24 protein-coding genes and 3 pseudogenes are annotated in these 24,264 nt (G+C 36.9%); 5 read left to right on the top strand and 22 right to left on the bottom strand.

The window, feature by feature from the left end; all coding sequences use genetic code 11:
- Nucleotides 1-30 precede the first annotated feature (30 nt).
- Nucleotides 31-352: pseudogene (locus QM469_RS03730) on the top strand (glucuronide permease).
- Between the two features lie 67 nt (nt 353-419).
- Here QM469_RS03730 and QM469_RS03725 read toward each other — a convergent pair.
- From QM469_RS03725 to QM469_RS03690, 8 genes are all read right to left on the bottom strand, one after another.
- On the bottom strand, nt 420-1,940 hold the full coding sequence (locus QM469_RS03725) for an ABC transporter permease/substrate-binding protein (RefSeq protein ID WP_414276455.1): 1,521 nt from the start codon (nt 1,938-1,940) through the stop codon (nt 420-422).
- Nucleotides 1,933-2,661 (bottom strand): ATP-binding cassette domain-containing protein, encoded by a 729-nt coding sequence (locus QM469_RS03720; RefSeq protein ID WP_414276456.1) that lies wholly within the window; start codon nt 2,659-2,661, stop codon nt 1,933-1,935. The genes QM469_RS03725 and QM469_RS03720 overlap by 8 nt, the downstream gene beginning before the upstream one ends.
- On the bottom strand, nt 2,658-3,509 hold the full coding sequence (locus QM469_RS03715) for an SDR family oxidoreductase (protein WP_414276457.1): 852 nt from the start codon (nt 3,507-3,509) through the stop codon (nt 2,658-2,660). The genes QM469_RS03720 and QM469_RS03715 overlap by 4 nt, the downstream gene beginning before the upstream one ends.
- 18 nt (nt 3,510-3,527) lie before the next feature.
- A complete protein-coding gene (locus QM469_RS03710) occupies nt 3,528-3,977 on the bottom strand; it encodes a MarR family winged helix-turn-helix transcriptional regulator (RefSeq protein WP_414276458.1) in 450 nt (149 codons plus the stop codon).
- Nucleotides 3,978-4,637: 660 nt separating this feature from the next.
- Nucleotides 4,638-5,150, bottom strand: a complete 513-nt coding sequence (locus tag QM469_RS03705; RefSeq protein WP_248035789.1) for a GNAT family N-acetyltransferase — start codon at nt 5,148-5,150, stop codon at nt 4,638-4,640.
- Nucleotides 5,151-5,450: 300 nt separating this feature from the next.
- The gene (locus QM469_RS03700; RefSeq protein ID WP_153225463.1) at nt 5,451-6,008 is read right to left on the bottom strand and encodes a DUF6287 domain-containing protein; all 558 of its coding nucleotides are present in this window, start codon (nt 6,006-6,008) and stop codon (nt 5,451-5,453) included.
- Between the two features lie 509 nt (nt 6,009-6,517).
- Nucleotides 6,518-7,465 carry an AEC family transporter gene (locus QM469_RS03695; protein ID WP_414276459.1) on the bottom strand — a complete coding sequence of 316 codons (948 nt, stop codon included), beginning with the start codon at nt 7,463-7,465 and terminating at the stop codon, nt 6,518-6,520.
- A 77-nt stretch (nt 7,466-7,542) separates the two neighbouring features.
- Nucleotides 7,543-9,168 carry a malolactic enzyme gene (locus tag QM469_RS03690; RefSeq protein ID WP_414276460.1) on the bottom strand — a complete coding sequence of 542 codons (1,626 nt, stop codon included), beginning with the start codon at nt 9,166-9,168 and terminating at the stop codon, nt 7,543-7,545.
- A gap of 358 nt (nt 9,169-9,526) precedes the next feature.
- On the opposite strand from QM469_RS03690, the gene QM469_RS03685 reads away from it, so the two are divergent.
- From QM469_RS03685 to QM469_RS03675, 3 genes are all read left to right on the top strand, one after another.
- Nucleotides 9,527-9,877: a helix-turn-helix domain-containing protein gene (locus QM469_RS03685; RefSeq protein WP_070460357.1), complete on the top strand. Its 351-nt coding sequence runs from the start codon at nt 9,527-9,529 to the stop codon at nt 9,875-9,877.
- A 127-nt stretch (nt 9,878-10,004) separates the two neighbouring features.
- Nucleotides 10,005-10,883, top strand: a complete 879-nt coding sequence (locus tag QM469_RS03680) for a LysR family transcriptional regulator (RefSeq protein WP_414276461.1) — start codon at nt 10,005-10,007, stop codon at nt 10,881-10,883.
- A 217-nt stretch (nt 10,884-11,100) separates the two neighbouring features.
- Nucleotides 11,101-11,298 (top strand): hypothetical protein, encoded by a 198-nt coding sequence (locus QM469_RS03675; RefSeq protein ID WP_414276462.1) that lies wholly within the window; start codon nt 11,101-11,103, stop codon nt 11,296-11,298.
- Between the two features lie 408 nt (nt 11,299-11,706).
- Here the strand turns inward: QM469_RS03675 and QM469_RS03670 are convergent, their stop codons facing one another.
- The 8 genes and pseudogenes from QM469_RS03670 to QM469_RS03635 all read right to left on the bottom strand — a co-directional run bounded on the left by QM469_RS03670 (nt 11,707) and on the right by QM469_RS03635 (nt 17,776).
- Nucleotides 11,707-13,008 (bottom strand): DNA cytosine methyltransferase, encoded by a 1,302-nt coding sequence (locus tag QM469_RS03670; protein ID WP_414276463.1) that lies wholly within the window; start codon nt 13,006-13,008, stop codon nt 11,707-11,709.
- Nucleotides 13,008-14,177 (bottom strand): hypothetical protein, encoded by a 1,170-nt coding sequence (locus QM469_RS03665; RefSeq protein ID WP_414276464.1) that lies wholly within the window; start codon nt 14,175-14,177, stop codon nt 13,008-13,010. Before QM469_RS03665 ends, QM469_RS03670 begins: the two co-directional genes overlap by 1 nt.
- Nucleotides 14,178-14,258: 81 nt before the next feature.
- Entirely contained in the window at nt 14,259-14,552 is a 294-nt protein-coding gene (locus QM469_RS03660) for a DUF5960 family protein (RefSeq protein ID WP_414276465.1), read from the bottom strand.
- Nucleotides 14,545-14,907: a hypothetical protein gene (locus QM469_RS03655; protein WP_414276466.1), complete on the bottom strand. Its 363-nt coding sequence runs from the start codon at nt 14,905-14,907 to the stop codon at nt 14,545-14,547. Before QM469_RS03655 ends, QM469_RS03660 begins: the two co-directional genes overlap by 8 nt.
- Nucleotides 14,904-15,695, bottom strand: a pseudogene (locus tag QM469_RS03650) (DNA polymerase); the annotation flags it as partial. The gene QM469_RS03655 and the pseudogene QM469_RS03650, both read right to left, overlap by 4 nt.
- A 344-nt stretch (nt 15,696-16,039) precedes the next feature.
- Nucleotides 16,040-16,525 carry a Panacea domain-containing protein gene (locus QM469_RS03645; protein WP_414276467.1) on the bottom strand — a complete coding sequence of 162 codons (486 nt, stop codon included), beginning with the start codon at nt 16,523-16,525 and terminating at the stop codon, nt 16,040-16,042.
- The gene (locus QM469_RS03640) at nt 16,515-17,429 is read right to left on the bottom strand and encodes a hypothetical protein (RefSeq protein ID WP_414276468.1); all 915 of its coding nucleotides are present in this window, start codon (nt 17,427-17,429) and stop codon (nt 16,515-16,517) included. The genes QM469_RS03645 and QM469_RS03640 overlap by 11 nt, the downstream gene beginning before the upstream one ends.
- Before the next feature lie 8 nt (nt 17,430-17,437).
- On the bottom strand, nt 17,438-17,776 hold the full coding sequence (locus QM469_RS03635; RefSeq protein WP_414276469.1) for a helix-turn-helix domain-containing protein: 339 nt from the start codon (nt 17,774-17,776) through the stop codon (nt 17,438-17,440).
- Between the two features lie 860 nt (nt 17,777-18,636).
- Between QM469_RS03635 and QM469_RS03630 the strand changes: the two are divergent.
- Nucleotides 18,637-18,932 (top strand): annotated as a pseudogene (locus QM469_RS03630) (cytoplasmic protein).
- 256 nt (nt 18,933-19,188) lie between these two features.
- Here QM469_RS03630 and rpsI read toward each other — a convergent pair.
- The 6 genes from rpsI to QM469_RS03600 all read right to left on the bottom strand — a co-directional run bounded on the left by rpsI (nt 19,189) and on the right by QM469_RS03600 (nt 24,104).
- Nucleotides 19,189-19,581: a 30S ribosomal protein S9 gene (gene rpsI / locus QM469_RS03625; protein ID WP_000075973.1), complete on the bottom strand. Its 393-nt coding sequence runs from the start codon at nt 19,579-19,581 to the stop codon at nt 19,189-19,191.
- 18 nt (nt 19,582-19,599) lie between these two features.
- A complete protein-coding gene (gene rplM, locus QM469_RS03620) occupies nt 19,600-20,046 on the bottom strand; it encodes a 50S ribosomal protein L13 (RefSeq protein WP_001044622.1) in 447 nt (148 codons plus the stop codon).
- Nucleotides 20,047-20,205: 159 nt separating this feature from the next.
- Nucleotides 20,206-20,913, bottom strand: coding sequence for a TIGR02206 family membrane protein (locus tag QM469_RS03615; RefSeq protein ID WP_414276470.1), 708 nt, complete (start codon nt 20,911-20,913; stop codon nt 20,206-20,208).
- Nucleotides 20,914-21,035: 122 nt separating this feature from the next.
- Nucleotides 21,036-21,647, bottom strand: coding sequence for an NUDIX hydrolase (locus QM469_RS03610; protein WP_414276471.1), 612 nt, complete (start codon nt 21,645-21,647; stop codon nt 21,036-21,038).
- Nucleotides 21,634-23,007, bottom strand: coding sequence for a UDP-N-acetylmuramoyl-tripeptide--D-alanyl-D-alanine ligase (locus QM469_RS03605; protein WP_414276472.1), 1,374 nt, complete (start codon nt 23,005-23,007; stop codon nt 21,634-21,636). Before QM469_RS03605 ends, QM469_RS03610 begins: the two co-directional genes overlap by 14 nt.
- Before the next feature lie 53 nt (nt 23,008-23,060).
- A complete protein-coding gene (locus tag QM469_RS03600; RefSeq protein WP_414276473.1) occupies nt 23,061-24,104 on the bottom strand; it encodes a D-alanine--D-alanine ligase in 1,044 nt (347 codons plus the stop codon).
- Nucleotides 24,105-24,264 lie beyond the last annotated feature (160 nt).

Genomic DNA, 24,264 nt, shown 5'->3' with positions numbered 1-24,264 from the left:
CATCATTATTCTAGCTAGAGAGGAAATCTTATGAACTTCGTTATTATTCTTGCTATTTTTTTAGCCTTCTTACTTCTTGCTTTTCCTCTTCTTCATTTATTGGCTAGCCTTTCAGAATTAAGAAAAGGCAGGAATCCCCTAGGAAATCGGCTTCTCCTTATCGGAAGTAGCCTTGCAACCTTATCTATCTTTCTCTACTTCTTTTTGTTGATTGTCGCACTATCTCTTTGGCTGATTGGCTGTGGATTAATTTGCTACGGGGCCTATTGGAATGACAAACAGAAAGGAACCTTTAAAAATCATCAGAATTACATGTGCTATAGTAGTGACACTTATACTACTTTTATTCTAATACAAAAAAACCTATCTTATCTAAAAAGCAAGATGGGTTTTTTGTTAGTATAAAGTAATTTCTATATTTATTTTTGAAGTATTCCTGCTTGAAGGAGAAATTCACGCGCTACTGTTTCGGCCGACTTGCCTTCCACACCAACCTGGTAGTTCATCTGACTCATCTGGCTTTCTGTAATCTTACCAGCTAGTTTATTAAGAACAGCTTCCAACTCAGGATGTTTTTCGAGTAACTCAGCTTTCATGAGTGGAGCCCCTTGATAAGGTGGGAAGAGATGTTGATCATCCTCCAAAACCACTAAATCATAGCGAGCAATTTCAGCATCTGTTGAGTAAGCATCTGTAATTTGAATGTCACCTGACTGGATGGCTTGGTAGCGAAGAGCTGGTTCCATGGTTGCCACATTGAGATTCAATCCATAAACAGACTGCAAGCCCTTGTTTCCATCCTCACGGTCATTAAACTCCAGAGTGAATCCCGCCTTGAGCTGTCCTTCTACTTTTTTCAAGTCTGAAATCGTCTTAAGCCCATATTCTTGCGCAATTTTTTTAGGAACTGCTATAGCATAAGTATTTTGATAAGTCATGGGTTTAAGAAAGGCTAGTTGATCCTGTTTGGCAATACCATCACGAGCCACCTCGTAAACCTTTTCTGGGTCATGCCCAATTTGTGGAGATGGTTGGAGGAGACTCTCTGTCACTGTTCCAGAAAATTCTGGATAGATATCGATATCACCCTTTTTCAGCGCTTGATAAAGGAAATCTGTCTTCCCAAAGTTAGGCTTGACCGTCACCGTCATATCTGTATTTTCCTCAATGAGAAGCTTGTACATATTCATGAGAATCTCAGGTTCAGGTCCCAACTTCCCAGCTATAACCAGATTTTCTTTCTCTTTATTTGGAATCATGCTTGGAGCATAACTAGCTCCCAAACCAAGCACCATAACAGCAAAGGCTGCAACAATCGTACGCAACTTTGCCTTTTCCAACCATTTGAGAATAACATTAAAGAGAATGGCCAAGATGGCTGATGAGATTGCACCGATTAAAATGAGACTAGCATTCCGACGATCAATTCCCAAAAGGATAAAGGAGCCCAATCCACCAGCTCCCACAAGAGCGGCTAAAGTTGCTGTCCCAATGATCATGACAGTTGCTGTACGAACCCCCGATACAATGACAGGCATGGCAAGTGGAATTTCAAACTTCTTGAGTCGCTCCCACTTGGTCATTCCAAAAGCAATCCCTGCTTCTTCAAGACTAGGATCAATGCCGTTTAAGGCTGTAATTGTATTTTCTAAAATCGGGAAAATAGCGTAAATGACAAGAGCTGTGAGGGCTGGTAAGGTTCCAATTCCCATGAAAGGAATAAAGAGACCCAACAAAGCCATTGAGGGAATGGTCTGGAAGATACCCGCAACTTGTAGCACCCAGTTCGCTACTTTTTTGTGACCATTTAGATAAACAGCAAGTGGAATGGTTAGAAAAATAGCGACCAATAAGGTCAAAAGAGACAATTGTAAGTGTTGTCCTAGAGCTGTTACCCATTCACTAAATCGCTCTTGAAAGGTTGAAATCAAATTAGACATGAAGGCTACCTCCAAACAAGTTTGCTACAAAGTCTGTCGCAGGCGCTTGTAAAATTGTTTCAGGTTCTGCCACCTGGCGAATTTCTCCATCCTGCAAAACTGCAATTCGATCCCCTAATTTCAAAGCCTCATCCGTATCATGTGTTACGAAGATGGTCGTCATACCGAACTCCTTGTGCAAATCCTTGGTGAGAGCCTGCAACTGCTTGCGAGAGATGGCATCCAAGGCTGAAAAGGGCTCATCCATCAGCAAGATTTTTGGTTCCCCAATGATTGCTCGTACAATCCCAATCCGTTGTTGCTCCCCACCAGATAACTCGCTTGGTAAACGATGGGCATACTCTGCAGCAGGTAGCCCCACCTTGTTCAAGAGTTCTTCGGTTTTAGAGGTGATTTGCTCCTTGCTCCAGCCCTTCATCTCAGGAATGAGAGCTATATTTTCCGCAACCGTCAAGTTAGGAAATAAGGCAATGGCTTGGAGGACATAGCCGGTACTGAGACGTAACTCCCGTTCATCATAGTCCTTGATGCGTTTCCCATCCATATAGATATTGCCATCTGTCGGCTCCAAAAGACGGTTCACCATCTTGATCATGGTAGTCTTACCAGATCCTGAAGGACCCACTAGCACCATGAATTCTCCATTTTCAATGCGGAGATTGACATCTTTTAAAATGGTCTTTTCCGTGTAGCGCAAGGCTACATGTTTGTATTCAATCATAAATCATCCTCAAGCAACTGTCTTTCTTTCAAAACATCTATTAAACTCATAGCTGGACGTCCTAATACCTTTTCGACATCTGCTGAAACTCCAGCTTGTTCCCCAGCTTTAATTGCTGTATAGGTGCTGACCCAGGCATCGTACTCCCAAGTTTGTGCTGGCCATTTTTTCCGAGACTCAAAAGCTTCTTCTACTGATTCATCTACATACGTGATGGTCTTATCGGTATTTTTTGAGAGAAGCTCTACGATTTCTTCCATATAAAGATCCTCTGGTCCTGTTAGATTCAAGGTTTGATTTTCCCATTTCTTAGCATGTAAGAGAATCTCTGCTGCAACACTAGATGTGTCCTTACGAGCAACTGCTGAAACTTTCCCACTTCCTGCTGGACCACGAATTTCTCCATTTTCAAGAGCAATATCTAACAAGAAGTCCAAGTAAAAATTATCTCTCAAAAATGTATAGGTGAATCCTAACTCCTTGATATAGGCTTCCGTCTGGGCATGATCTCGAGACAAGGTGAAAGTCGCCTTCTCATCTGCCCCATAAAAGGAGGTATACACAATATGTTGCACCCCTGCTAGTTTTGCAGCATCTAAAAACTCCTTGTGCTCCTTGACACGCTCTGGATTTTCCCGAGCAGATACCATCAACAAGGCATCGATACCCTTTAAGGCCTCAACCACCTCTGGACTATTGGTATACGACATTCTACGGATTTCCGCAGACGCGTAAACTTTAGCACGCTCTGGACTTCGTGCTAGATGGACGGAAGCGATTCCTTTTTTATCGACAAGATCAGCCACATAGGAGCCTAAGTTCCCTGTTACACCTGTAATTCCGATCATAACTGCTACTTCCTTTCCCTATATATCATTTTCTTTAGCTTTTAGATTTGAGATAATACGCTCTTGATAAGCTTCAAATTCTTGGATTTCTTGATCCGAAAAGCCTTGATAAAAAATCTCTCCCAGTTCTTTGCTGACACGGTCTCCGATTTCTTTTTGCGCCCAACCGAGGTCTGTCAAAGAGATATATTTTTTCCTTTTATCCTGCGTGCAAGGTTGAATCGTGACCAAGCCTTGTTCTTCCAATTTCTTAACCATACTGGTCAATGTATTATTGGCTAGACCCGTCGCAAGAGCGATATCGGTCGCTGTAGCGCACCCCAACTCTTGCTTCCACAAAATCGTTAAAATTTTCCCTTGTTCACTTCTGTATTGAGCATCTGGTTCCTTACTCAGCAACTTTTGAAAGATACGTCCATTTAACAATCGAATCTGTAGAGCTTGGTAGCCCCCTAACATCTTGTTCATTTTGTCTCCTTTTTGTTCTATACCGAACCTTTTTAATAATTGTAACACTCTGAATTACATCTGTCAACTATTTCGATATGGAAGTAATAAAAAACTTCCTACCAAAAAGTAGAAAGTCATCATTTTTATAAAATTAAACATGAATCACATCTGAATCATTCCTCTTAAAGAAACTACTATGGACCAGATAAGGACCATACTTACAATTTTGACTATAAACCAACCATAAGGGAATGATAATAATTTTTATAAAGTAGAGTAAGCAAAAAAGTAAAAAAGAACTAAAACTAATAGTTTTTAACTCAAAAAAGTAAAGATAACAGACAATTGATGTATTCAATAGAATATTAAATCCCGTAGCAAAACTAGCTGATAAGATATTCGTCTTGATCTGAGGATTAAAGAGTTTGACAAGAAACAAGGCTAATAAAGAAGTATTATAGATACAAATTGGCTTGTAATCATGACGATAGAGAACTAAAAACAAGAACAAAGAATGCTATAGCGGATTGAACTTAGAGTAATACAATATAGATTCTAAAACATTTTTAGCAGCCTTGGTGTACTGTTCTAGATTCATTCTACTATATTTTCCGTATAAAAGCAGACGAATGTCTACTAGGAATGTTGAGGTTTAGCAGACTATTGGGAATGATGATGCTATAGATTCCTTATCTCAAATACTGCCGTATGAATCCACTCGTTATTCATTTGAAAGTCATTTTCTATGATTTTACTAAAGGTGAAACCGTTTTTTAAAAGCACTCTCTGAGAAGCCAGATTGTCCCTTGCCGTCCCTGCGATAATCTTATGTAAACCATAAGTAGTAAAGGCCTTTTCTAAAACGAGTTTAACTGCTTCGCTTGCATATCCTAAATTAGTAACATTTTCTCCAATCCTATATCCAAGTTCTGCTATTTTTCTATCCTTTCCTAAAACACTTAAATTGATTCTTCCGACCATAGTACCTTGTGCATCTCTAATAAGATGCATATAGACATCATGATTCTCTTGTTCCCTTAACAATTCCCTTGTAATTTCTTTAAAACCTTCTAAGTCAAAATAGTGAGCTGGTCTAGGAGGTAAATTCCGCTCAAAATACTCCCGATTTTCTTTTTCAAAAGAATAAACATCTATGCTATTTTCTTCAGACATCAGCTCTAAACTTATCATTGTAAACCATTTCCTATCATTCTATAAATTCAAATGTACTCATGTTCACACAAAGTGACATTTAAAGAGATATCTTAATTTTTTCATATCGTATCTACATTATAACACAACATATAACACAACATACTATGAAGAAAAATAATATCCATCAAGGTCCTCATAAATTCCAACATCTTGCTAAACAAGCTGGAACGCCTCTGAAAGTTGTTTTTGAACCCTACTTGCTTCATCTTCATAAAATAATCATGACTTACAAATAAAGAAGAAAACCATCTCAAATTTGATGAGATGGTTAATCATTTAGTCTACTTTATAAAAAACTTGTTCTGATCTGGTTGGAGCAGCTTGACCAGCAATCAGCCTATTTTGAGTTAAATCAGTATCTAACCCAGGCATAATAAGTCCAGCAGGATAAATACTCATTCCATAGCCTGAGATACCATCTCTAATGCTAAATTCAATCGTTCCATGGCTACCCATGCTCTTTTTTTCAATGTTTCTACTGTTTACTAGTCCATTTTTATCGAATGTAAATTCTTGCCCAAGTCCATTTCTCCAAGTTCCAACTAGAGTCGAGAAATCTCCATTTAGAATGGCTTGCTCATCTATTTTTTGTGATTCAGCATTCGTTTGCTCTTCTTGTGTCGAGATTTTTTCCTCAGTAGTCGTAACACTATCTTGAGTAGTCGTTGTACTAGTGGTTGTTGTACTAGTGGTAGAAACCTGTTCTGTTGTAGCATTTACTGCTTCTACATCTTGCTTTTTATGATTAAAGAAGAACATAAAACTTATCAGTACTATAGCAATTAAGCAACTTAACAGAATCAAAATCCAATTGATGCCTTTTCCTATTTTCATTTATAACTCCTTTATATTATTCGTATTTAATTATATCATACTAAACTGATACTAGGAAGAAATTGTATAAAACAAAGACTAGTGGTGTGAATTTTGCTAAAAACCATCAAAAAATACCCCTTGGCATGAACCACGAAGTGTTTCGAAACGTTGATAGTATCGTGTTGATGAACCTTTTGAGGCAACTGACTTCGTCAGGTTGCAGCCACATTTGTAAGCGACTAAAGTCGCTAGAGCTATCCTAATTGCGCACCGCCAGTTCTCATAGAAAAAAACACCTTGCAAGATGCAAAGTGTTTTCGTTTGTATTCTGCTACCCATCAACGAATTAACGTTTAGAGAACTGGCTAGCTTTACAAGCTTTTTTCAATCCTAGTTTGAAAAGTTTGGCTTTTAGGACAGCTCAAAAGCGCTTGATAGGAAACATCCGAAGAGTTTCTGCCGATTTTTATTTCAAGAAAATAGTGCAATTTCTTAACGCAAAACTTTCAATCCTATCCTCTTCCTTCTTATCCTAACAAAGTTTGTAATATTGGAATAACAACGATAAATAGAACCGTACTTAGAGTCACCACATTCGTAGAGAATTCCACATCTCCTTTTCCCTGATTAGCAAGGATCGGAAGAACAGCTAAAGCTGGTGTAGCGGACTGAATCATAAAGGTCTTAAATTCTACTGTCGCCATATTTGGAGCAAAGAATTTCAATACAAGAAGCATGATTAGAGGAGCTAGGATAAAGCGTCCAACTAAAGTGACAATTGTATCTTTATCAAAAGTAATAGTTTTCAAGCCTGCCTTTGCAAGAACGATACCAATATAAATCAGAGATAGGGGAGTAACGATATTTCCAACATAGGTTAAGGTATTCGTTGCGAAATCTGGAATAGAGATTCGAAGAATCAAACATAGCAGAGCTACAAGAAAACCTACAAGCGGAGCTGGTAGCAATTTCTTCCAGTCAAATTTACTTGTCTCCTTGCTTTGACCCGATTTACTGTCGCTCGTCATCAAATACACGCCCAATGTCCAGGTGGAAATCGTGTTGGTGATATAGTAAATTAAGAAATAAGGAAGAGCCTGATCCCCAAAAAGAGCAACGTTTAAAGGTAAACCAATAAAAATAGTATTAGCATTCACAAAGGTATTAATCATGGTTCCTCGCCGTCCTGGACGAACCTTGAAAACCACAACTGCAATATAAGCTACGATATAGCCCAAGATAAAGGCCACAAATGTATAAAGGAGACCTCCAGAAAGACTGATTAGTTTATCTAGTGTTAGGTATTTCATTACCGACACAAAAATTGACGCTGGCAAGGCTACATTCATGATCAAACGAGATAGGTTAGGTCCAAAGGCATCTCCAAACCATCCCTTCACCTGAAGAATATACCCCAAAACAATAATAGCGATAATCGGAATGATACTCGTAATCGAGGTTAAAAAGAGTGACATAGGCATCCTTTCTAAATTACTTAAGTCCACAGCCCATACAAATCTGTCGCTATAGAAGTATAGACAGCAGAAATGAATTATTTATACTCTGGATACCACTTCAAATCACGAACCGCTTTGGCCATATCTGTTTCCTTAGCACGCGCAAGACCTTGCTCTTGTGCTTTTTTAGCGACTGCTTCTGCTACTTTAATAGAAACATCTGCTACATACTTGAATGGCGGCAAGACAGGAGCTCCTGGTTGGCCTGGATTGACAATACCACTCAATGAATGAGCCGCTGCTCCAATCATTTCGTCAGTCAAAAGACCTGCTTCAGAAGCCAGCATACCTAGACCAAGACCTGGGTAAATCAAGGCATTATTGGCTTGACCAATCACATAGTCTACACCTTTATAAGAAACCGTATCAGCAGGAATGCCTGTTGCGACAAAGGCTTTCCCATCTGACCATTCAATCAAATCTTTGGCACTTGCTTCTGCCAATTTAGTTGGATTTGACAAAGGGAAAATCATCGGACGCTCTGTGTTTTCACACATAGCCTCTACTATTTCTTTAGTGAAGGTATTAGGTTGAGTTGAAGTTCCTACAAGAATGGTTGGCTTCACAGTCTTCACTACTTCAAGCAGGTCAGTCAACTTGTCTGCATTACTAAAGTCAGCACGTTTCTTAGCAAACGGTTTTTGTTCAGGGGTTAGGTCATCCATGTCATCAAAGAGAAGACCTTGTTTATCAACCATAAAGAAACGTTTATAGGCTTCTTCTTCAGAAAGACCTTCACTCACCATTTCACGAAGAACACGAGAGGCAATTCCTGCACCCGCAGTCCCACCACCATAGCAGAGATAAACTTGATCCGTTAATTTTTCACCACTAACATCCAGTGAACCAAAGATACCACCTAGGGTAACGATTCCTGTACCTTGAATATCATCATTAAAAGTTGGAATTTGTTTCCGGTATTTTTCAAGAATATTGGCAGCATTCGAGCGGCCGAAGTCTTCCCAGTGAAGGTAGAGTTTAGGAAAGAGACGTTCTGCTGTTTGAACAAATTGTTCAATGAAGTCGTAGTAACGATCTCCACGAACCCGTTCGTGACGATTTCCTAAGTAATTAGGATTGTTACGAAGTTCTTCACGGTTAGTCCCTGCATCAATGACTAAAGGAAGAACCATAGAAGGATCGATTCCAGCAGCACCCGTATAGACCATCAATTTCCCAACAGAAATATCGACACCATTTGTTCCCCAGTCACCGATTCCAAGGATTCCTTCTGCATCTGTTACAACAATGAGACGAATCTCGCGATCCCCAGCAGCATTTTTCAAAGTGGCTTCAATATTTTCAGGATGATTGATATCAAGATATCCCGCATATTGGGGATCTACAAAGAGGTCACTATAGCCTTCAATGGTATCTGCAATGGTTGGATCGTATACAATTGGATTGAATTCCTCCAAATGTTGAGAAAAGAGGTAATAGAAAAGAGTCCGGTTGGTATTAAAAATTTCCATTAGGAAAAGACGTTTTTCCAAATCATTGGCTTTAGTTTGCATTTGCGCATAAGTTTGCGCCGCTTGCTCTTCAATCGTTTGAACATACGGTGGCAGTAAACCAATAAGGCCTAGTTCCTTTCGCTCCTCTAAGGTAAAGGCAGTACCTTTATTGAGGAAAGGGTTGTTTAAAATATCATGTGCAGTCATAGTGCAACCTCCTTTTTACTTCTATTATACCACTTAAAACGAATTGTTTATAAAACTTTGTTGTTTAAAAAATACTATTGTATACGCATATGTTATAATGAGTCTACGAAGGCAATTTTCTAATAAGCTCTTTATACTTAAAACACTATTGTTAATGGCACTTTAAGTTGTTATATTTTATAAAGTTCTGAACTCATAAAACTCTCGATGATCACTCTTTACTAAAAGTTTCGAGTAAAAGAAACTAACCATACAAATTGGCAATCCGAATTAAAATAAAAATTATATAAGTTTGCTATGCAATACTTTGTATTTTTTAAGATGTTTTTTTGTCATACAAAACTTGTATTCTATTTATATGACGAATAAAAACTATTTACAACAATATATTTCCCAAAAAGTGAAATATTTTCGAACACAGAAAAAAATGAGCCAGGAAGAACTTTCGGAACAAGCAGGACTTGGACTTAAGTATATCAATCAACTTGAAAACCAAAATGTGAATCTGACCATTCACAGTCTTGAAAAAGTGATTATCGCCCTAGAGATGACCCCAGAGGAATTTTTCAATTTTGATAGCCTTGAATCAACCTCTGATAAGACCGACAATCTTTCACTCAAAAGAATCAACATGAAGGTTAAACAACTCCCTATTGATAAACGAGAAAAGATGTTGGTCATTTTTGAAAGTATCTTAGATAACCTTTGATATCCCTGACTCACTTACATTTTAACCGGTGAATACTCGTATAGTCAAATTGTAGGGTACGGATAAAAATTATTTATCTGGTGATTTCCATTTATTTTCCTTCTCCAATTAATGAAAGTGAGCCCATATGAATTTAAAAGATCTACAATATTTTTATGACCTCTGTCAGCTCCAATCCTATACGGAAGTAGCAAAACTACACAAAGTCAGCCAACCATCTATTTCTTATGCCATCAAGCGCTTAGAGGAATCTTTTAATTGCAAATTGATTCACCACGATCCCTCGCATCGTTCCTTCAAACTAACTCCTCAAGGACAAATCCTTCTAAAGCATACAGAAAAGATCTTACCTGAGGTCATTTCTACTCGCAAAGAAATCAATCGCTCCTTGGCCCAATACTCTACTGTAGGATTCCCTCCTATTATCATTCAGTATCTATTTGCTACCTTAAACGAAAAAGATAAATTCGATTTTTTAAAAAAAGTACGCCCTATCCGCGGTGGCTCCGTAGAGTTATTAAATCTTCTACTCAAGGGAGACCTTGATGCAAGCCTACTAGGTTTGATTGAACCACTCAATCATCCTTCAATAGAGACGCATGAACTCTTTCATAAAGAACTGTATGTCGTTTTATCTAAGAACCATCCTCTTGCTACTGCTCTTTCCCTCACTTTTGAAGATTTAGTAGATCAATCCTTTATACTTTTAGATGAACACTTTGTTCACCTGAAAGCTTTTGAACTACTTAATCAAAAGTATCAAAACAAGGCAGAAATATTCTTCAAGAGTGACGACATTGTCATCATTAAAGAACTTTTAAAGAAAGGGATTGGCCTTAGTTTACTGGCTGATATCGCACTTTCTGATGAAGATGATGATTTAATAAAAATCCCTCTAATACCGGAGGACCAGATAACATTTACAGTTTATTATGCTTATCTCAAATCAGCTACACTGTCATCAGAAGTAGAAGCCTTATTTAATCTCATTAAATCATATGAATAGAAAAAAACTCTAACTATCAACTACCTGTGAACTGCACCCCAAAAGTTAGTTTTTTTCTGTCTAACTTTTGGGGTGCAGTTCAGATTGAAGCGTTTTTTGTTATCCCATTAACAGAGGAAAATTGGCATAATTTATTTTTTAGTGCTTTTCAGGCTATATTTTGATCATTTGAGGACGGTATCATTATTTAAAAGGATTTATCTGATAAGATAGAAGCATGAAAAATTTAAAAGAGGATAACATTAAAAAATCCTTATGGCACATCAAACGCCATTGCGAAAATATAGAGAAAAACACTGAAGATAGTAAAAGAAAGATCGAACTCCTCCATCTGAAGGAAAGCGTCGAGATACCAAGGAGAGTTTTTAACGATGAGAAACCCTATCCGAATTTGGATAGGGAGGAAGTGTTTTGAAACCTCGTTGCAATGAATTTTAGTTCAGATTCCACTTTTTGTATGGCCTAGTTTAATAAGTATTTATTTCAACCAGTTTCAAAAAGCTTTCGCTTCAGCATTACTAAATATTCCGTTCAGATTTATTTTTTGTTATACTAGATTAAGTTTTAGTTGAGTGCTGTCAATTTTGACTCCTAGTGTAAGCGAGTTTGTTATTTTAAATCTCGTTACTTCTACTAGCATTATATCACAAATTAGATTCAAGCATTTTCAAGACTTTTCGTTATAACGGACTTCACATATTTAATAATAGAGAAATAATTATCTGTTATACATAGTAGAAGAGGAGAAATTCTACACTGAAATTATTGAACCATCAAAAATTGAATATTATGGGTAAAAAAGACAGTAGCAAAATTTAATCTGCTACTGTCTTTTTGTTAACCATTTTTTTCCTTTTTGATAGTACTCGTCTAAAAGTATCTTACATTCTTTTGCTAAAGCATTTGCTAATGCAGGGGGAACTGCGTTTCCAACATGTTCACAACGTTTAGAATGATTACCAAAGAATTTATAATCCAAAGGGAATCCAGTAATCGCTGCAGCTTCCCTAACAGTGATACTTCTATGTTCTCGTGGATGAACTGGAAAATTACTATGTCCAGGAACCAGTGTAGGACTTGGTTCATAACCAGCTAACCTCATTGTAGAACCACGAGAATAAAATTTACTTATTTTTAAATCAGCTGGCAATTCATCAATATGATTTGCGATCGAATCACCTTCAGGGATATATTTAAAACGACATACTGTTTTTTCATTGTGATTCATCGGAACATTATCCAAATCTTCCTTATCTGTATAGTCAATTTCACTCAATGCATCATTGACTGTTTTAGGCTTAGGAAGATCTAAATAATCAATCGGCATATCTTTTTTAAAGATATTCTCGCTCATAAAACGAGGCTCAGGAAATTTATATTCTAATTCTAGGTCTTTCCTTACTGCAACAATAATAACACGTTCACGTTTTGTTGCTGAACCATACCAAGCAGCATTCAACACTTTATGAACAACACTATAGCCAAGTTTTTCATAAGTCTGATAAAGGTCATCAATAACTGAAATAAGATATCCGTTCTGTTTTAATGACTTCATCATGTCAGCCTTCTCATATCGCAATGCTTTGCCTTCTTCTTCAAACTCCTCTGTTATTCCATTGACTTTTCTGAGACTTGCTTTTTGCCCTTTATAGCGTTCTAATTTTTGCCAAATTTCATCAACCTGCTCTTTGATTTCTACTGGTGTTTCAGGGTCTAGAATTTCTGCATTTACAATACCCGGAACATTCTCTACAATAGAAATTTTAGGTTTAAAAGCCTCAACAAGATCAAGTTGCTTTCTATACAATGTATTTCGTTCATCATTTGGACTTCTTTCACCAGCTAAACTAAATCCTTTACAGACAACTCCACCGAACATTACATCAAGCTCACCTGATTTCAGTCCAGTTTCTTTTAATAATTCATAGGGCTTTAATTCTTCAATTGGTGTATTGTCAATAATTGCCTTTTCTTCTGCTAAATTTGGATTATTAAAAGTAAGCGTCTCTAAACACTCTTTTACAAAGTCATTCACATAGACTGTCTTAAAATTCTCTTGCATGAAGCCTAAGTGAGAACCTCCAGCTCCCACAAAAGTTTCAAAAATTGTATAACCAGTATTCATTAGTTATTAAAATCTCCATTTCTTAAAAGTTCATAGAACTTTTCACAGTATTGTTTAGCAATGGGTTGCTCTTTTATTTTTTTAATTAAATCATCTTTCGACAGATTAAATGGATCATATTTGACTTCTTTTATTTTATTTCTTGGTTTAAAATCTACGAATCCATAATCATCACGCATAATATTTAACCAACTGGAAACATATCTTCCCTCGCTCTCAGTCAAATACAGAACCTCTTTATTTCTGTATTCTTCTTTTATTTTTTCACCAATTTCTTTATTACTTAAATTTACTTTCTCCGTATTTGAATCACGATTATTGTTTAAAGTCGCCAGCAAAACTTTAATGTATGGTTTAATATAAGCATCAAATAAGGTATATGAAAACTCAGATAAGTCCAACATAGCCATCCTTTTTCCACTACTTGTCAGATGATTTTTACTATCAATAAATCCTAAAGAAGCTAGAGTAATAAAGACGTTGCGCCAGTTTCTATTATTGATTGTTTCTGTCTTTTTGAGATGCTCTTCCATCTTTTTTCTATTCAACGGCTCATTCGAGCCATGATTAAGGATATGCCAATACTCTATATATTTTAGAGCTATAAAATACTCAAAAATTCGATTGTCACGTAAGTAGTATGATGAAATTGCAATTGTATTAGAGTCTTTTTTAGCAAACTTATCTAAAAGTTCTCTATCAATCTCTCGTACATTCTTCGACGCTAAATTGATCTCAATTATTTTAGTTGATTTAGGGTATTTAAAACGTCCAATATTTAGTTTTGTATTCTTATAGAAATCAGATGGGATTACAATTGCTGTATTATATTCTTTTCCTTCATCATATAAATATTCCGAAAACTTTCTCGGAGAAATTTTTTGTTCAAAGAAATACTCATATTGGAACAGTTGGCCAATCCCTCTGACATACTCTGTTACACCAATATCAGCTCGTTTACATTCAAGAGTAGACAATAGGCGGAATTGACCATCAGTTATTGTGAAATCAGAAGTAATACCATTGATGTATTCAACTTCTTTTTCATAGTTAGCATTATCTACTTCTTTTTTGTCCAATAAAATTTCAGAGATTCCTTTTTTAATCTCGTCACTATTGTTTATTGTATCTTGAAATGCCTTTTCTAATATATCAATACTTGAACACATACACACGTAACTCCTTTTCGTATTATTTATTATATCATACTTGAGCCTTATTGACTTAGACCACACAAACTATATAGATTTTCACTGTACACTTCTAAACACCTGCAAATACTGATACTTCCTGACCATCTTACTTTCATCACTCATTTCAATTTTAAAGTAGAAATAATGATCTCGTCCGTCCTTGCTGTTTTCTTTATTAAGTTTGAAATAGTTCTTCTGATTCATTGCCATAGTTCTGAGAATATCATCAATTATAAAGGTTAGAGGAACATCCATTGAAGAAAACTTCTGAAAGTCTTCTTCAAAGCGGATATAGTCTTCTGAAAAATAATCCATCTGTAACTTATTCTCATATAGTTCTTTTCTACTCATAGATAACCTCTTCTAATAACTGATTGCTCAAGAAGTCTTCTACTTGAATCAGTCGGTATCCTTCATAGGTCTTGATGGATACTTCTTTTGCTGAAATTTCTCTCACTTCGCCAATCAAAGTTATTTTTTGAGCTTTTTGTTTTACTGTAAAACGACCTTTTAAATGCCCAACATAGAGCTGAGAAAGTAACATTAGTTTTTCTGTTCTGTTCAAGTCACTGGTTAGATCGACACGATATTTTTCTTCTCCTAGTGACGTGGTATGTTCAGATAAAAAGAAGCCCATCCATTTTTGCATACCTGAGTCTTGATATTCTTGGGCTGACCGATAGGGCAAATAGGAACGATCAATCATTTTAAACCATCTAGTCCACCAGCAGAATGACCTCTGATTAGTTTGCTTCTAACAATGCTTCTTGATGCTGACTCAAGTGCATTGGCTTTCAAGAGTGAAGCGAAGCCAAACTGATCTCGGATACTGTCAATCGCTGATTGGAGTCTTTCTTCTTTTTCTATTTTTTCAACATCATCAAATAAAGAAATGAGTCCAAACGATTCATCCACTAGACCCAAATAGTTGACGGCAACGTTTCTTACGGCACCAGAACTGTATTTCTGATGAAATAACTGTAAAACCACATTAGTTAGAGTGTCAGTCTGATTAGTTGGTTCGATCTTTCTTTGTGTGTTGATTGATTTTCTATTTTCTTGTTTGGAATAGCCTACGTGAATAGAGACAACAGTTGCTTTCTTACCTGCTCGTCTAAGACGAATAGCAACCTGTTCTGCCATCTCTCGAAGAACAATCTCGATATCCCTTTGCCTGATATAATCTCTTGGCAAGACTTGGGAGTTCCCTAATCCTGTGCTCTTTGGTTTATATGGATTATTAACATTGCTTTCATCTACTCCATTTGCGTAAAACCAGAGACGTAGCCCTACTACTCCTAAAGACTTTTTTAGTAAATTGGGATTGCTATTTGCAAGTTCCTTGATAGAAAAGATTCCCAAGTCATTTAATCTCTTTTCCATACGATGACCAATTCCCCAAAAATCTGTCATGTTAGGAATTGCCTAAACCTTTCTTTCTACATCTTCATAAGACCAATTTGCATGCATAGTGTGCATTTTCTTAGCTTCATTTCTACTGCCATCTTTCAACCGTATTACTGTAATCATTAGTTGAGCTAGTTGATTTCTTCTTTAAAATCATTATATTAACGCAACCCCCTTTTGGATCGACCTCTACCCTACCTGACCTTATTATATTCATGTTTATGTTAGGATTCAATTTATCGTATGTGAAACTAGTTCCAGAATTTGAAGATAGTGGTGCATTTAAAGTTCTGCTTTTACATTAATTTTAACTGAAATAATGTATAAAACAAAAATAAAGTACACTTTTAAAAGAATGTACTTTATACTTCTAATTCAGTTGTATCAATGTTTTAAGTATTATTGAGTCAATTGTGCATAAACTTTTAGTTTTAAGTTTTCACAGTTTTAGTTTTTTTAAATTTTTTAGCCAATTCAACCAAATTTAAAATTCCATACTTTTCTGAAATCTCAATCGGATAAGTTGAATATACATAATCAATGAAATCGTTCCAATTCATATTCTTCGTTTCTTCTATTACTCTGTCAATTATTGATTTTTCATTTTCATCCAAATCGATAATCAAGTTATCTTTGTCAAACTTTGCTTCAACTATATATTTTTTAGTTCCAAAATTTGATACTTTTTCAACTATTGTTAATTCTGAGTCTTCATCTGCCGTATCGAAAACATCTGAGACATATGGACCATAGTGATCAAAGTACCATTTTATATCCGTTAATTGTTTGTCTGTCATGAGCGCAGATTCCCAATCAACTAAATAGACTAATTTGGTTATACGGGTTTTTGTCAATTCATAATTGTTTGAATATTTTTTTATAATATATCTTAATACATTATCTACCTTAGCTTTCATGTAACCCCTCTCCACTCTTAATTATTCTTTTAGTATCCATAACATCATAAAGATATTGGCTATATTTTTGAATATCAGCTGAAAACCGTTTCTGAAACTTTTCTTCCGCTTCATTTGCTTCGTAATTAGGATATCCGTCCAATCTATCTTTTGTTGATTCAATAACTAGAACACCAATTGAAGGACGACCATCTCTTGAAATATTTAATACGTAGAAAAAGCGAGACTTCATACTTAATTTCTCAAGCTCATCTTTAGAATAACCAACAGAGAATTGTTCACTATAGTATTCAGATGTTCCATGTTTAGGTAAAATCTTGACAAAATCATCACTGTCTCCATCCCAACATTTAGAAATAAAGCCTTTATCTCCTGCGTAAGATTCTCTACCTATTTTGTTATAATTTGGACTCGTACTATACCTCCCAACAATACGAAAATTATTCTCTTCTTCATCTCTTACATATACAGAAATCCTCTCAGATCTTGTAAACTTTAATTGTTTATGTAAGAAAGCAAGGAAAGAATATAAATGGTTCTCAATAACGCGACCATTAATTTCAATTTCCTCTCGTAAATAACTAATCATCTTTTTATTTTTCGAATTAAACTCTACAAATTTATTTTTTTCTTGTTCGAGTTCTGTAATTCTTTTTTCTTTTTCTTCTTCAATCCCTACAATTCTATCCTCAAATTTTTTTGTTTCATATGTATTCATAATAAAATCTAAAATAACACATATAATACCTAAGATAACTAACCATCCTAAATCAGTTCGAAAAGCTGCAATAACTATGGTGAGAATGTACAATAGTGGTTTGAAGAACATTGTAACTTTTGAAGTTTTCCAATAACTTTGAACTAACCCAATGAACTCCTTTATTTTATTTCTAACAATTTCCATGCCTTGACTTATCCTTTATTAAATGTTTTCTTCCGTTCTTCCATAAACTCAATTAACTCTTTCTTGAAAATTGCCTTTTCCTTATCAGTCAATCCTTTTGAGTTCATACGAAAAAGCAACTCAATATTATCTAATTCATCATCTGTATTATCTGAGTTACCAACTAAGTAATCTACTGAAACATTCAAAATCTGTACGATTTTAATTAGATTTTCTTGTGTTGGTTTTTTAACTCCTCGTTCCCATGAAGCATATGCCTGTTGGGAAATATCTAGTTTTTCAGCTATTTGAGCTTGTGTTAGTTTTACTTGTTTCCTTAGTGTTTTCAAGCGTTCTGCGAATTCCATATGTGACCTCAAAAAATTATTTTAAAATTTTGCAGAAAACCGCTGACATTTACAACTAATGGTTGTATAATATAGTCAACAACTGGTAGTTGTATAGCGATTGAAAATAATAACCTTATCTTCAAGGCTAAATCACGATCATTGACAATTAAATAAAAAGTGCGTCTGACAACCAGAGAACTGATTACCAAAACTACACTAAACTTCGTGCCTTTATTGTAATTGTTTTGGAAAGAAAAGTCAAGTCCCTAAATGGTTGAAGTGAAGATATAAAACATTTTTGTGGGCTTCCACGAATTTCGGACTTTCGCACTTTTCCGAATAGTAAAGTGAACTGGCTTCGCCAAAGGGCGTAAGGTAACCCAATGGGTATGATAATGACTACCTATTGAGATTAGCTGGGAAAGCTATGGTAATTGATGCAAAGCACCTTGCTAAACGTTGCCACCGTGAAGGAGAGTTCCTTCAACCAAATAACTTTTCTTTACTGCTGTCTATCTACCTCGATAGACTCACTCTAAAGCTACTATGTATTCTTTTTCTTAGTAGCTTTTTTACTTTTACAATAAAGGAGGAAACTATGACAAACTTTTTTCGCACTACATGTCAAAGACTTTACGATAATTACACATTTACTTATAGAATCTTCAGTTCATCTGATAAACTAATCGCACAACTATACACTCAAGCTTTGAATAACTTAGAGTCTTTAGCAAAGAAATCACTTGTTACAGGATTTTCTCATGCTGAAGTGGAATTCTATACTAGAATGTTTAAACGAAAACTTTTTACTCATTACTACTCAAGAATGAAGCAACTAGCTTAACTCTTTTTATTTTACACTCAGAAAGGAAGCTCTTATGATCCCAGAAACACTTGTCATGCTACCAAAATTTATCGGCACTGCTTACTACGAAAAATTGGGGAATGCTCCACGTATGTCTTTGGTAAGGAAGGAAAGTACCAAAGACATATTTTAAATAGTGAAACTCATGGTGCCTTCCACGTTATTACAACGGCTTCTACAACAGTCTTTCCAGAAGATGCTCTTGTTGAAGCAGTTAATCCTATTTTCTTATCGGACACTTCGCTGAATGGAAATTCTGTGGTACCTGCTCTCAATGTTTTTACTGAGAAGCTAGTACTCAAAAAATAACAAAATAAAGGAGAAAATAAAATAGCTAAAACTGGATTAAACTATGGAATCTATAAAGCACTAACGCATAGTGACACGATTACAACAAAGACTTATGTCAACACTTCTAATGTAGTTCCTATGACAGTAGGTGAATTTGCTTTAAAGTCTCTAAAACAATAAGGTAAAAATAAGGTAAACTTTTCAAAAAAACACGAAAAAAGCACCCATAAGGTAAACTTTTGAGTGCTTTGAAACGTTGATATAATCGGTTCGATTAACGTTTTGAGAACTGGCTAGCTTTACGAGCTTTCTTAAGACCTGGTTTCTTACGTTCAACTTTACGTGAGTCACGTGTAAGAAGTCCTGCGCGTTTCAATGAATCGCGGAAGTCTGGGTCTACTTGAAGAAGGGCACGAGCGATACCGTGACGGATAGCTCCTGATTGACCAGCGTATCCACCACCTACAACGTTAACGAAAACGTCGTATGAACCTACAGTTGAAGTAACTGCGAATGGTTGGTTGATGACAAGACGAAGGTCAGCGTGTGGGATGTACTCTTCAACATCTTTTTTGTTAACAGTGATTTTACCAGTTCCTGGAACAAGGCGAACGCGTGCAACAGCGTTTTTACGACGTCCAGTACCTGCATATTGTGCTTGTGACATACTTTATTGTTCCTTTCCTTAGATAAGTCCTGAAATATCAAGAACTTCTGGTTGTTGTGCAGCGTGAGTGTGCTCAGCTCCAACGAATACTTTCAATTTCATACCTTGAGCGCGGCCAAGAGTATTGTGTGGAAGCATACCTTTAACTGATTTCTCGATCAAACGTACTGCATTTTTAGAACGAAGTTCACCAGCAGAGATTGATTTCAATCCACCTGGGTGGTTTGAGTGAGTGTAGTAGATCTTATCAGATGCTTTTTTACCAGTCAATTTAACTTTTTCAGCATTGATAACGATTACGAAGTCACCTGTATCAGTGTGTGGTGTGAATGTTGGTTTGTTTTTTCCGCGAAGTACGCTAGCAACAACTGCTGAAAGGCGTCCAAGAGGTACATCAGTTGCGTCAACAACGTACCATTTGCGTTCTACTTGGCCTGGTTTAGCCATGAATGTAGTTTTGTTCATGATTTCTCCTATATGAATATCGTTTTTGTTTACAGGGCGGATGTTCCGGTCCGCGGGGTATTTGAAAGGTTCCGGGGCCTTACAAATGGGGTAAACAATACCGTCTACTATTGTATCAAAATTCTCAGATAAAAGTCAAGAGATTGGGAAAATATTTTTTTATTTCTGCCAGATTCTCAACCTTTTTTCTGCCTGTTCCTGAAGGATTGTTTGAAAAATTTTAGAGAATAAGTAAATAGCGCAAGTCAAGAATAGCGTTACCACTAGATAATTGATCAAACGACCGTGGTCTCCAACCAATGGTGGTCTTGTCAAAAATCCATAATCTCCACCTGTTACTAAATTAACCACGAAAATCAAGGCATTGAGCGAAGACGTGATAATTAGGATTCGTTTGAAATCCAGTAAACTAGCATCGTAGTTCTTCAGGAGATAAATCAAGGAATTTCCAAGAAGGGCTAAGTGTCCGAAAATAAAGGACAAAATGGCAATGTGGGGGAAGGGATAGGGATCTGGCACTGGATAAATAAAAGCTGCCAAAGTTCCAAAGGTTCCCAATACAGCAAAATACTGCTTGACTCTAGAGACACCCGGGGTCAAAAGCACTACAAACATAGCCAAACGGCAATGATAAAAGGGTAGACTTTCTGTCAAAGGCATCTGATTAACCAAATACCATCCGTAGAGCAGGATTAACTGCACCGCCTGTAAAATCTGGAAAAATCGCTGACAGACTTTTTTCTCACCATAACGATAGGCAAGAAACACAGTCAATGCTAATAAGGTAAATAGACTTCCATACCAAAGAAGGTCAAATTGGGGTGGCTCCGTCGGCTGCGTGCTAAATAAAGCATCCCAAAAATTCATGTAACTTTCCTCATTTTCATATAAGCCAATCTCTTACTGATTTTTATAGAGCCTAGCTTATATTTATTTCTTATATTTTTGTGTTCCAAAGAAGCTAGTGGCCTTAAGATAAAACAAAGCTTCTAATCAACATATTGTTTCCGCTCACCCTGATAAACCTGCCATAGAATATCCATTTGTTCCTTAGTTATTCTTTTTTCAGATAAAGGAGGGAGAGCCGAAATGTCGAAAAATCCTAATTCAGCAACTTCTTGATTTTCTTGAAAGTCCCCATCCAATAGTCGACAATCAAATACAAACTTGGCATACTGCTTACTCTGCATTTGAAAGCGATTGGTATCAAAAACTGCCAATAAAGAACCTACTTCTGCAAAAAATCCTGTTTCTTCCTGGATTTCTTTCCGAATATTCTCCTTAGGAGAATAGCCAACTTCACCAAATCCTCCTGGCAAAGCCCAAGTATCCTCTCCTTGTCCTCTAACCAGGCAAATCTTCTGGTCTTGAACAATCCAAGCCCGCACATCCATCAAGGGAGTTGCATAGCTACCTGTTGGTTTTAAAATTGCAGTCAATTCCTCTTGATTGAGCTCTGTTTGATCCTGCAAGACACTCCATAAAATCTGACGTAAATCCTCATAACGTTCACGGTCATAAGGATCCTTGGAATAGGTCAACCCAGTATCAGTGATAGCTAACATTCTCTGAATAGCTTTGGCGAAATCAGTTGTGCTCATTTTCTAGGCTTTCTACTAGCTTGGCTAGATTCATAGAGTTCGAACCTTTAAGCAGAATCTGGTCATGTGCACCAAGACTTTCCTTGACCTGCTTAACCATAGCTTCAAACTGGTCCTCATCGGCTGTTTTCTTGAAGTAGTACACATGGCCGATTGGGAACATTTGACTGGCTAGTTGAGCCAATTCAGCAATGTCTTCACCGTAGAAAATTACGGTATCAAGGGCATCGGGTGTAATGCTCAAAATCATCTGATTATGAAGTTGAACAGACTGATCACCAAGTTCTTTCATATCCGCCAGAACTGCGAGTTTCTTGCCACCTTCATTGGCTGGGATGGCTGAGAAAGTCTCCAAAATCAACTTCATAGCTGTTGGATTTGCATTGTAGACATCTGATAGGATATCCGCACCGTTGGCTGCTTTTTTCCACTCGGTACGATTGCGGGTCAATTCTAGATTTTGGAAGGCTTGACGGATTTGCTCCTCAGTCACTCCTTCTTGAAGAGCAACATAAGATGCAATCATGGCATTAGTCGCATTGTACTTACCTGTTACTGGCAAGTCAAGAGCCTGCTCTAAGAAATTGGCCTTGAAGGTTAAGCTATCCTTACGCTCAATCAATTCTGTAATTTCGAGTTCCGCACCTGAACCAAAACGAACTACTTTTTGATCAGCAGGTAGATAATCCTCTACAATAGGATCAGCTGGCGCCAAAAGTAAGGAACCCTTTTCCATCCCATCAGCGATTTGCAATTTCCCTTTGGCAATTTCAGAACGGTCCTTAAAGAAAGCCAGATGAGCTTCTCCAATCAAGGTCACGATAGCTGTCTTTGGATGAGCTAGTTCAGATAGGAGATGGATGTCTCCTAGGTGATCCTGTCCCATTTCCAAGACCAGCTTTTCAGTATCATCTAGCATATGAAGAACAGTGTAAGGGAGGCCAATCTCGTTATTGTAGTTCCCTTGCGTTTTGTAGGTTTTGTAGCTTGTAGAAAGCAAATGAGCCAACATATCCTTGGTAGTAGTCTTCCCATTCGAACCTGTAACAGCAAAGACATCTACTCCCGTCTTTTGAAGGTAATAGGCTGCAAGAGTTTGAAAGGCAGTCAAGACATCTTCTACCAAAACATAAGGATGGTTTGCTACTTCCTTTTCTGATAAGGTTAGAGTAGCGCCGTTTTCAAAAGCCGTCTCGATAAAGTCATGACCATCACGCGCCCCCTTGAGTGGCACAAATAAATCTCCAGGTCCAATCAAACGGCTATCAAATTCTGCCTTAACTAGCGGACTATCCGGATAGACTGATACGTCATTTTTAGCACCAACAAGACGCGCAACTTCGTGAATCGTAAGTTTCATGTTTACTCCTTTAAAAAGGGGCAAGGAGTCCTTCCCCGCCCTTATGTCTGTCTTTACAATAGGTGCGCTTCACGCTTGTCAAAACTCTCTTTAGCAAGATCAACTAAACGTTCAATTAATTCTGGATAAGAAATTCCCATATTGTCCCAAAGCAATGGATACATAGACCATTGGGTAAATCCTGGCATAGTGTTAAGCTCATTTAGGAAAACTTCTCCCTTATCTGTATAGAAGAAGTCGCAACGTGATAAGCCAAGTCCACCAATAGCACGGAAGGCTACTTCTGCATTTTTTCGCATGACTGCTACCACATCATCGCTAATCTTGGCTGGAATATCCATAGTAATCTTATTGTCGATATATTTGGCATCGTAGTCATAGAAGGCTACGTCCTTGATAACTTCACCAGGTAGAGTGCTCTTGACATCATAGTTTCCTAAAAGTCCAACTTCGATTTCACGCGCATTGACTCCCTGTTCTACCAAGACACGGCTATCGTACTTGAAGGCAAGCTCTAAAGCTTGGCGAAGTTCCTCTTTATTTTCAGACTTAGAAATACCAACACTAGAGCCCATATTGGATGGTTTGGTAAAGACTGGGTAACTTAATTTTTCTTCTACTTCTGCAATCTTAGAAGCCAAATTATCCCCTTCAACAATAGCTACGTAAGGAACTTGGGCAATCCCAGCAGACTCTAAAACACGCTTGGTTGTAATCTTATCCATAGCAAGGCTTGAAGATAGGATGTTACAGCCAACATAAGGCATTTTCAGAACTTCTAAGAAACCTTGAACAGAACCATCTTCTCCCATAGGTCCATGAAGAACTGGAAAGACCACTGCGCCTTCTTCATAGATAGCACTTGGAGCAATTTTCTTGTCCCAATCGATCGTTTCATTGGTCATGAGACGTTCATCCTGCCCAGGAGTTTGGCTAAATTCTTGGGTTTTGATAAAGTCTCCAGACTGGCTGATAAAGAAGGTTTTTACTGTGAAACGATCATAGTTAACCGCACGCATGACACTCTCAGCTGACAAGACAGACACTTCACGCTCTGCACTGCGTCCACCATATAATAGAATAATTGTTTGTTTCATATGATTGTCCTATTTCTACTAGAATACTCGCCTTTTAGTATATCACATTTGTCTATTTTTTTAAACTTGAATAGCACAAAACAAGAAAAGAGACTGGAAGAAAAATAGTCCAGTCTCTGTGTTCTTAAATATTTTATACCTGCTAGCTAATTATTTAGCG

Source organism: Streptococcus infantis, assembly GCF_047464215.1.
GTDB classification, from domain to species: Bacteria; Bacillota; Bacilli; order Lactobacillales; family Streptococcaceae; genus Streptococcus; species Streptococcus infantis_P.
This window is presented reverse-complemented; position numbering and strand designations above follow the sequence as displayed.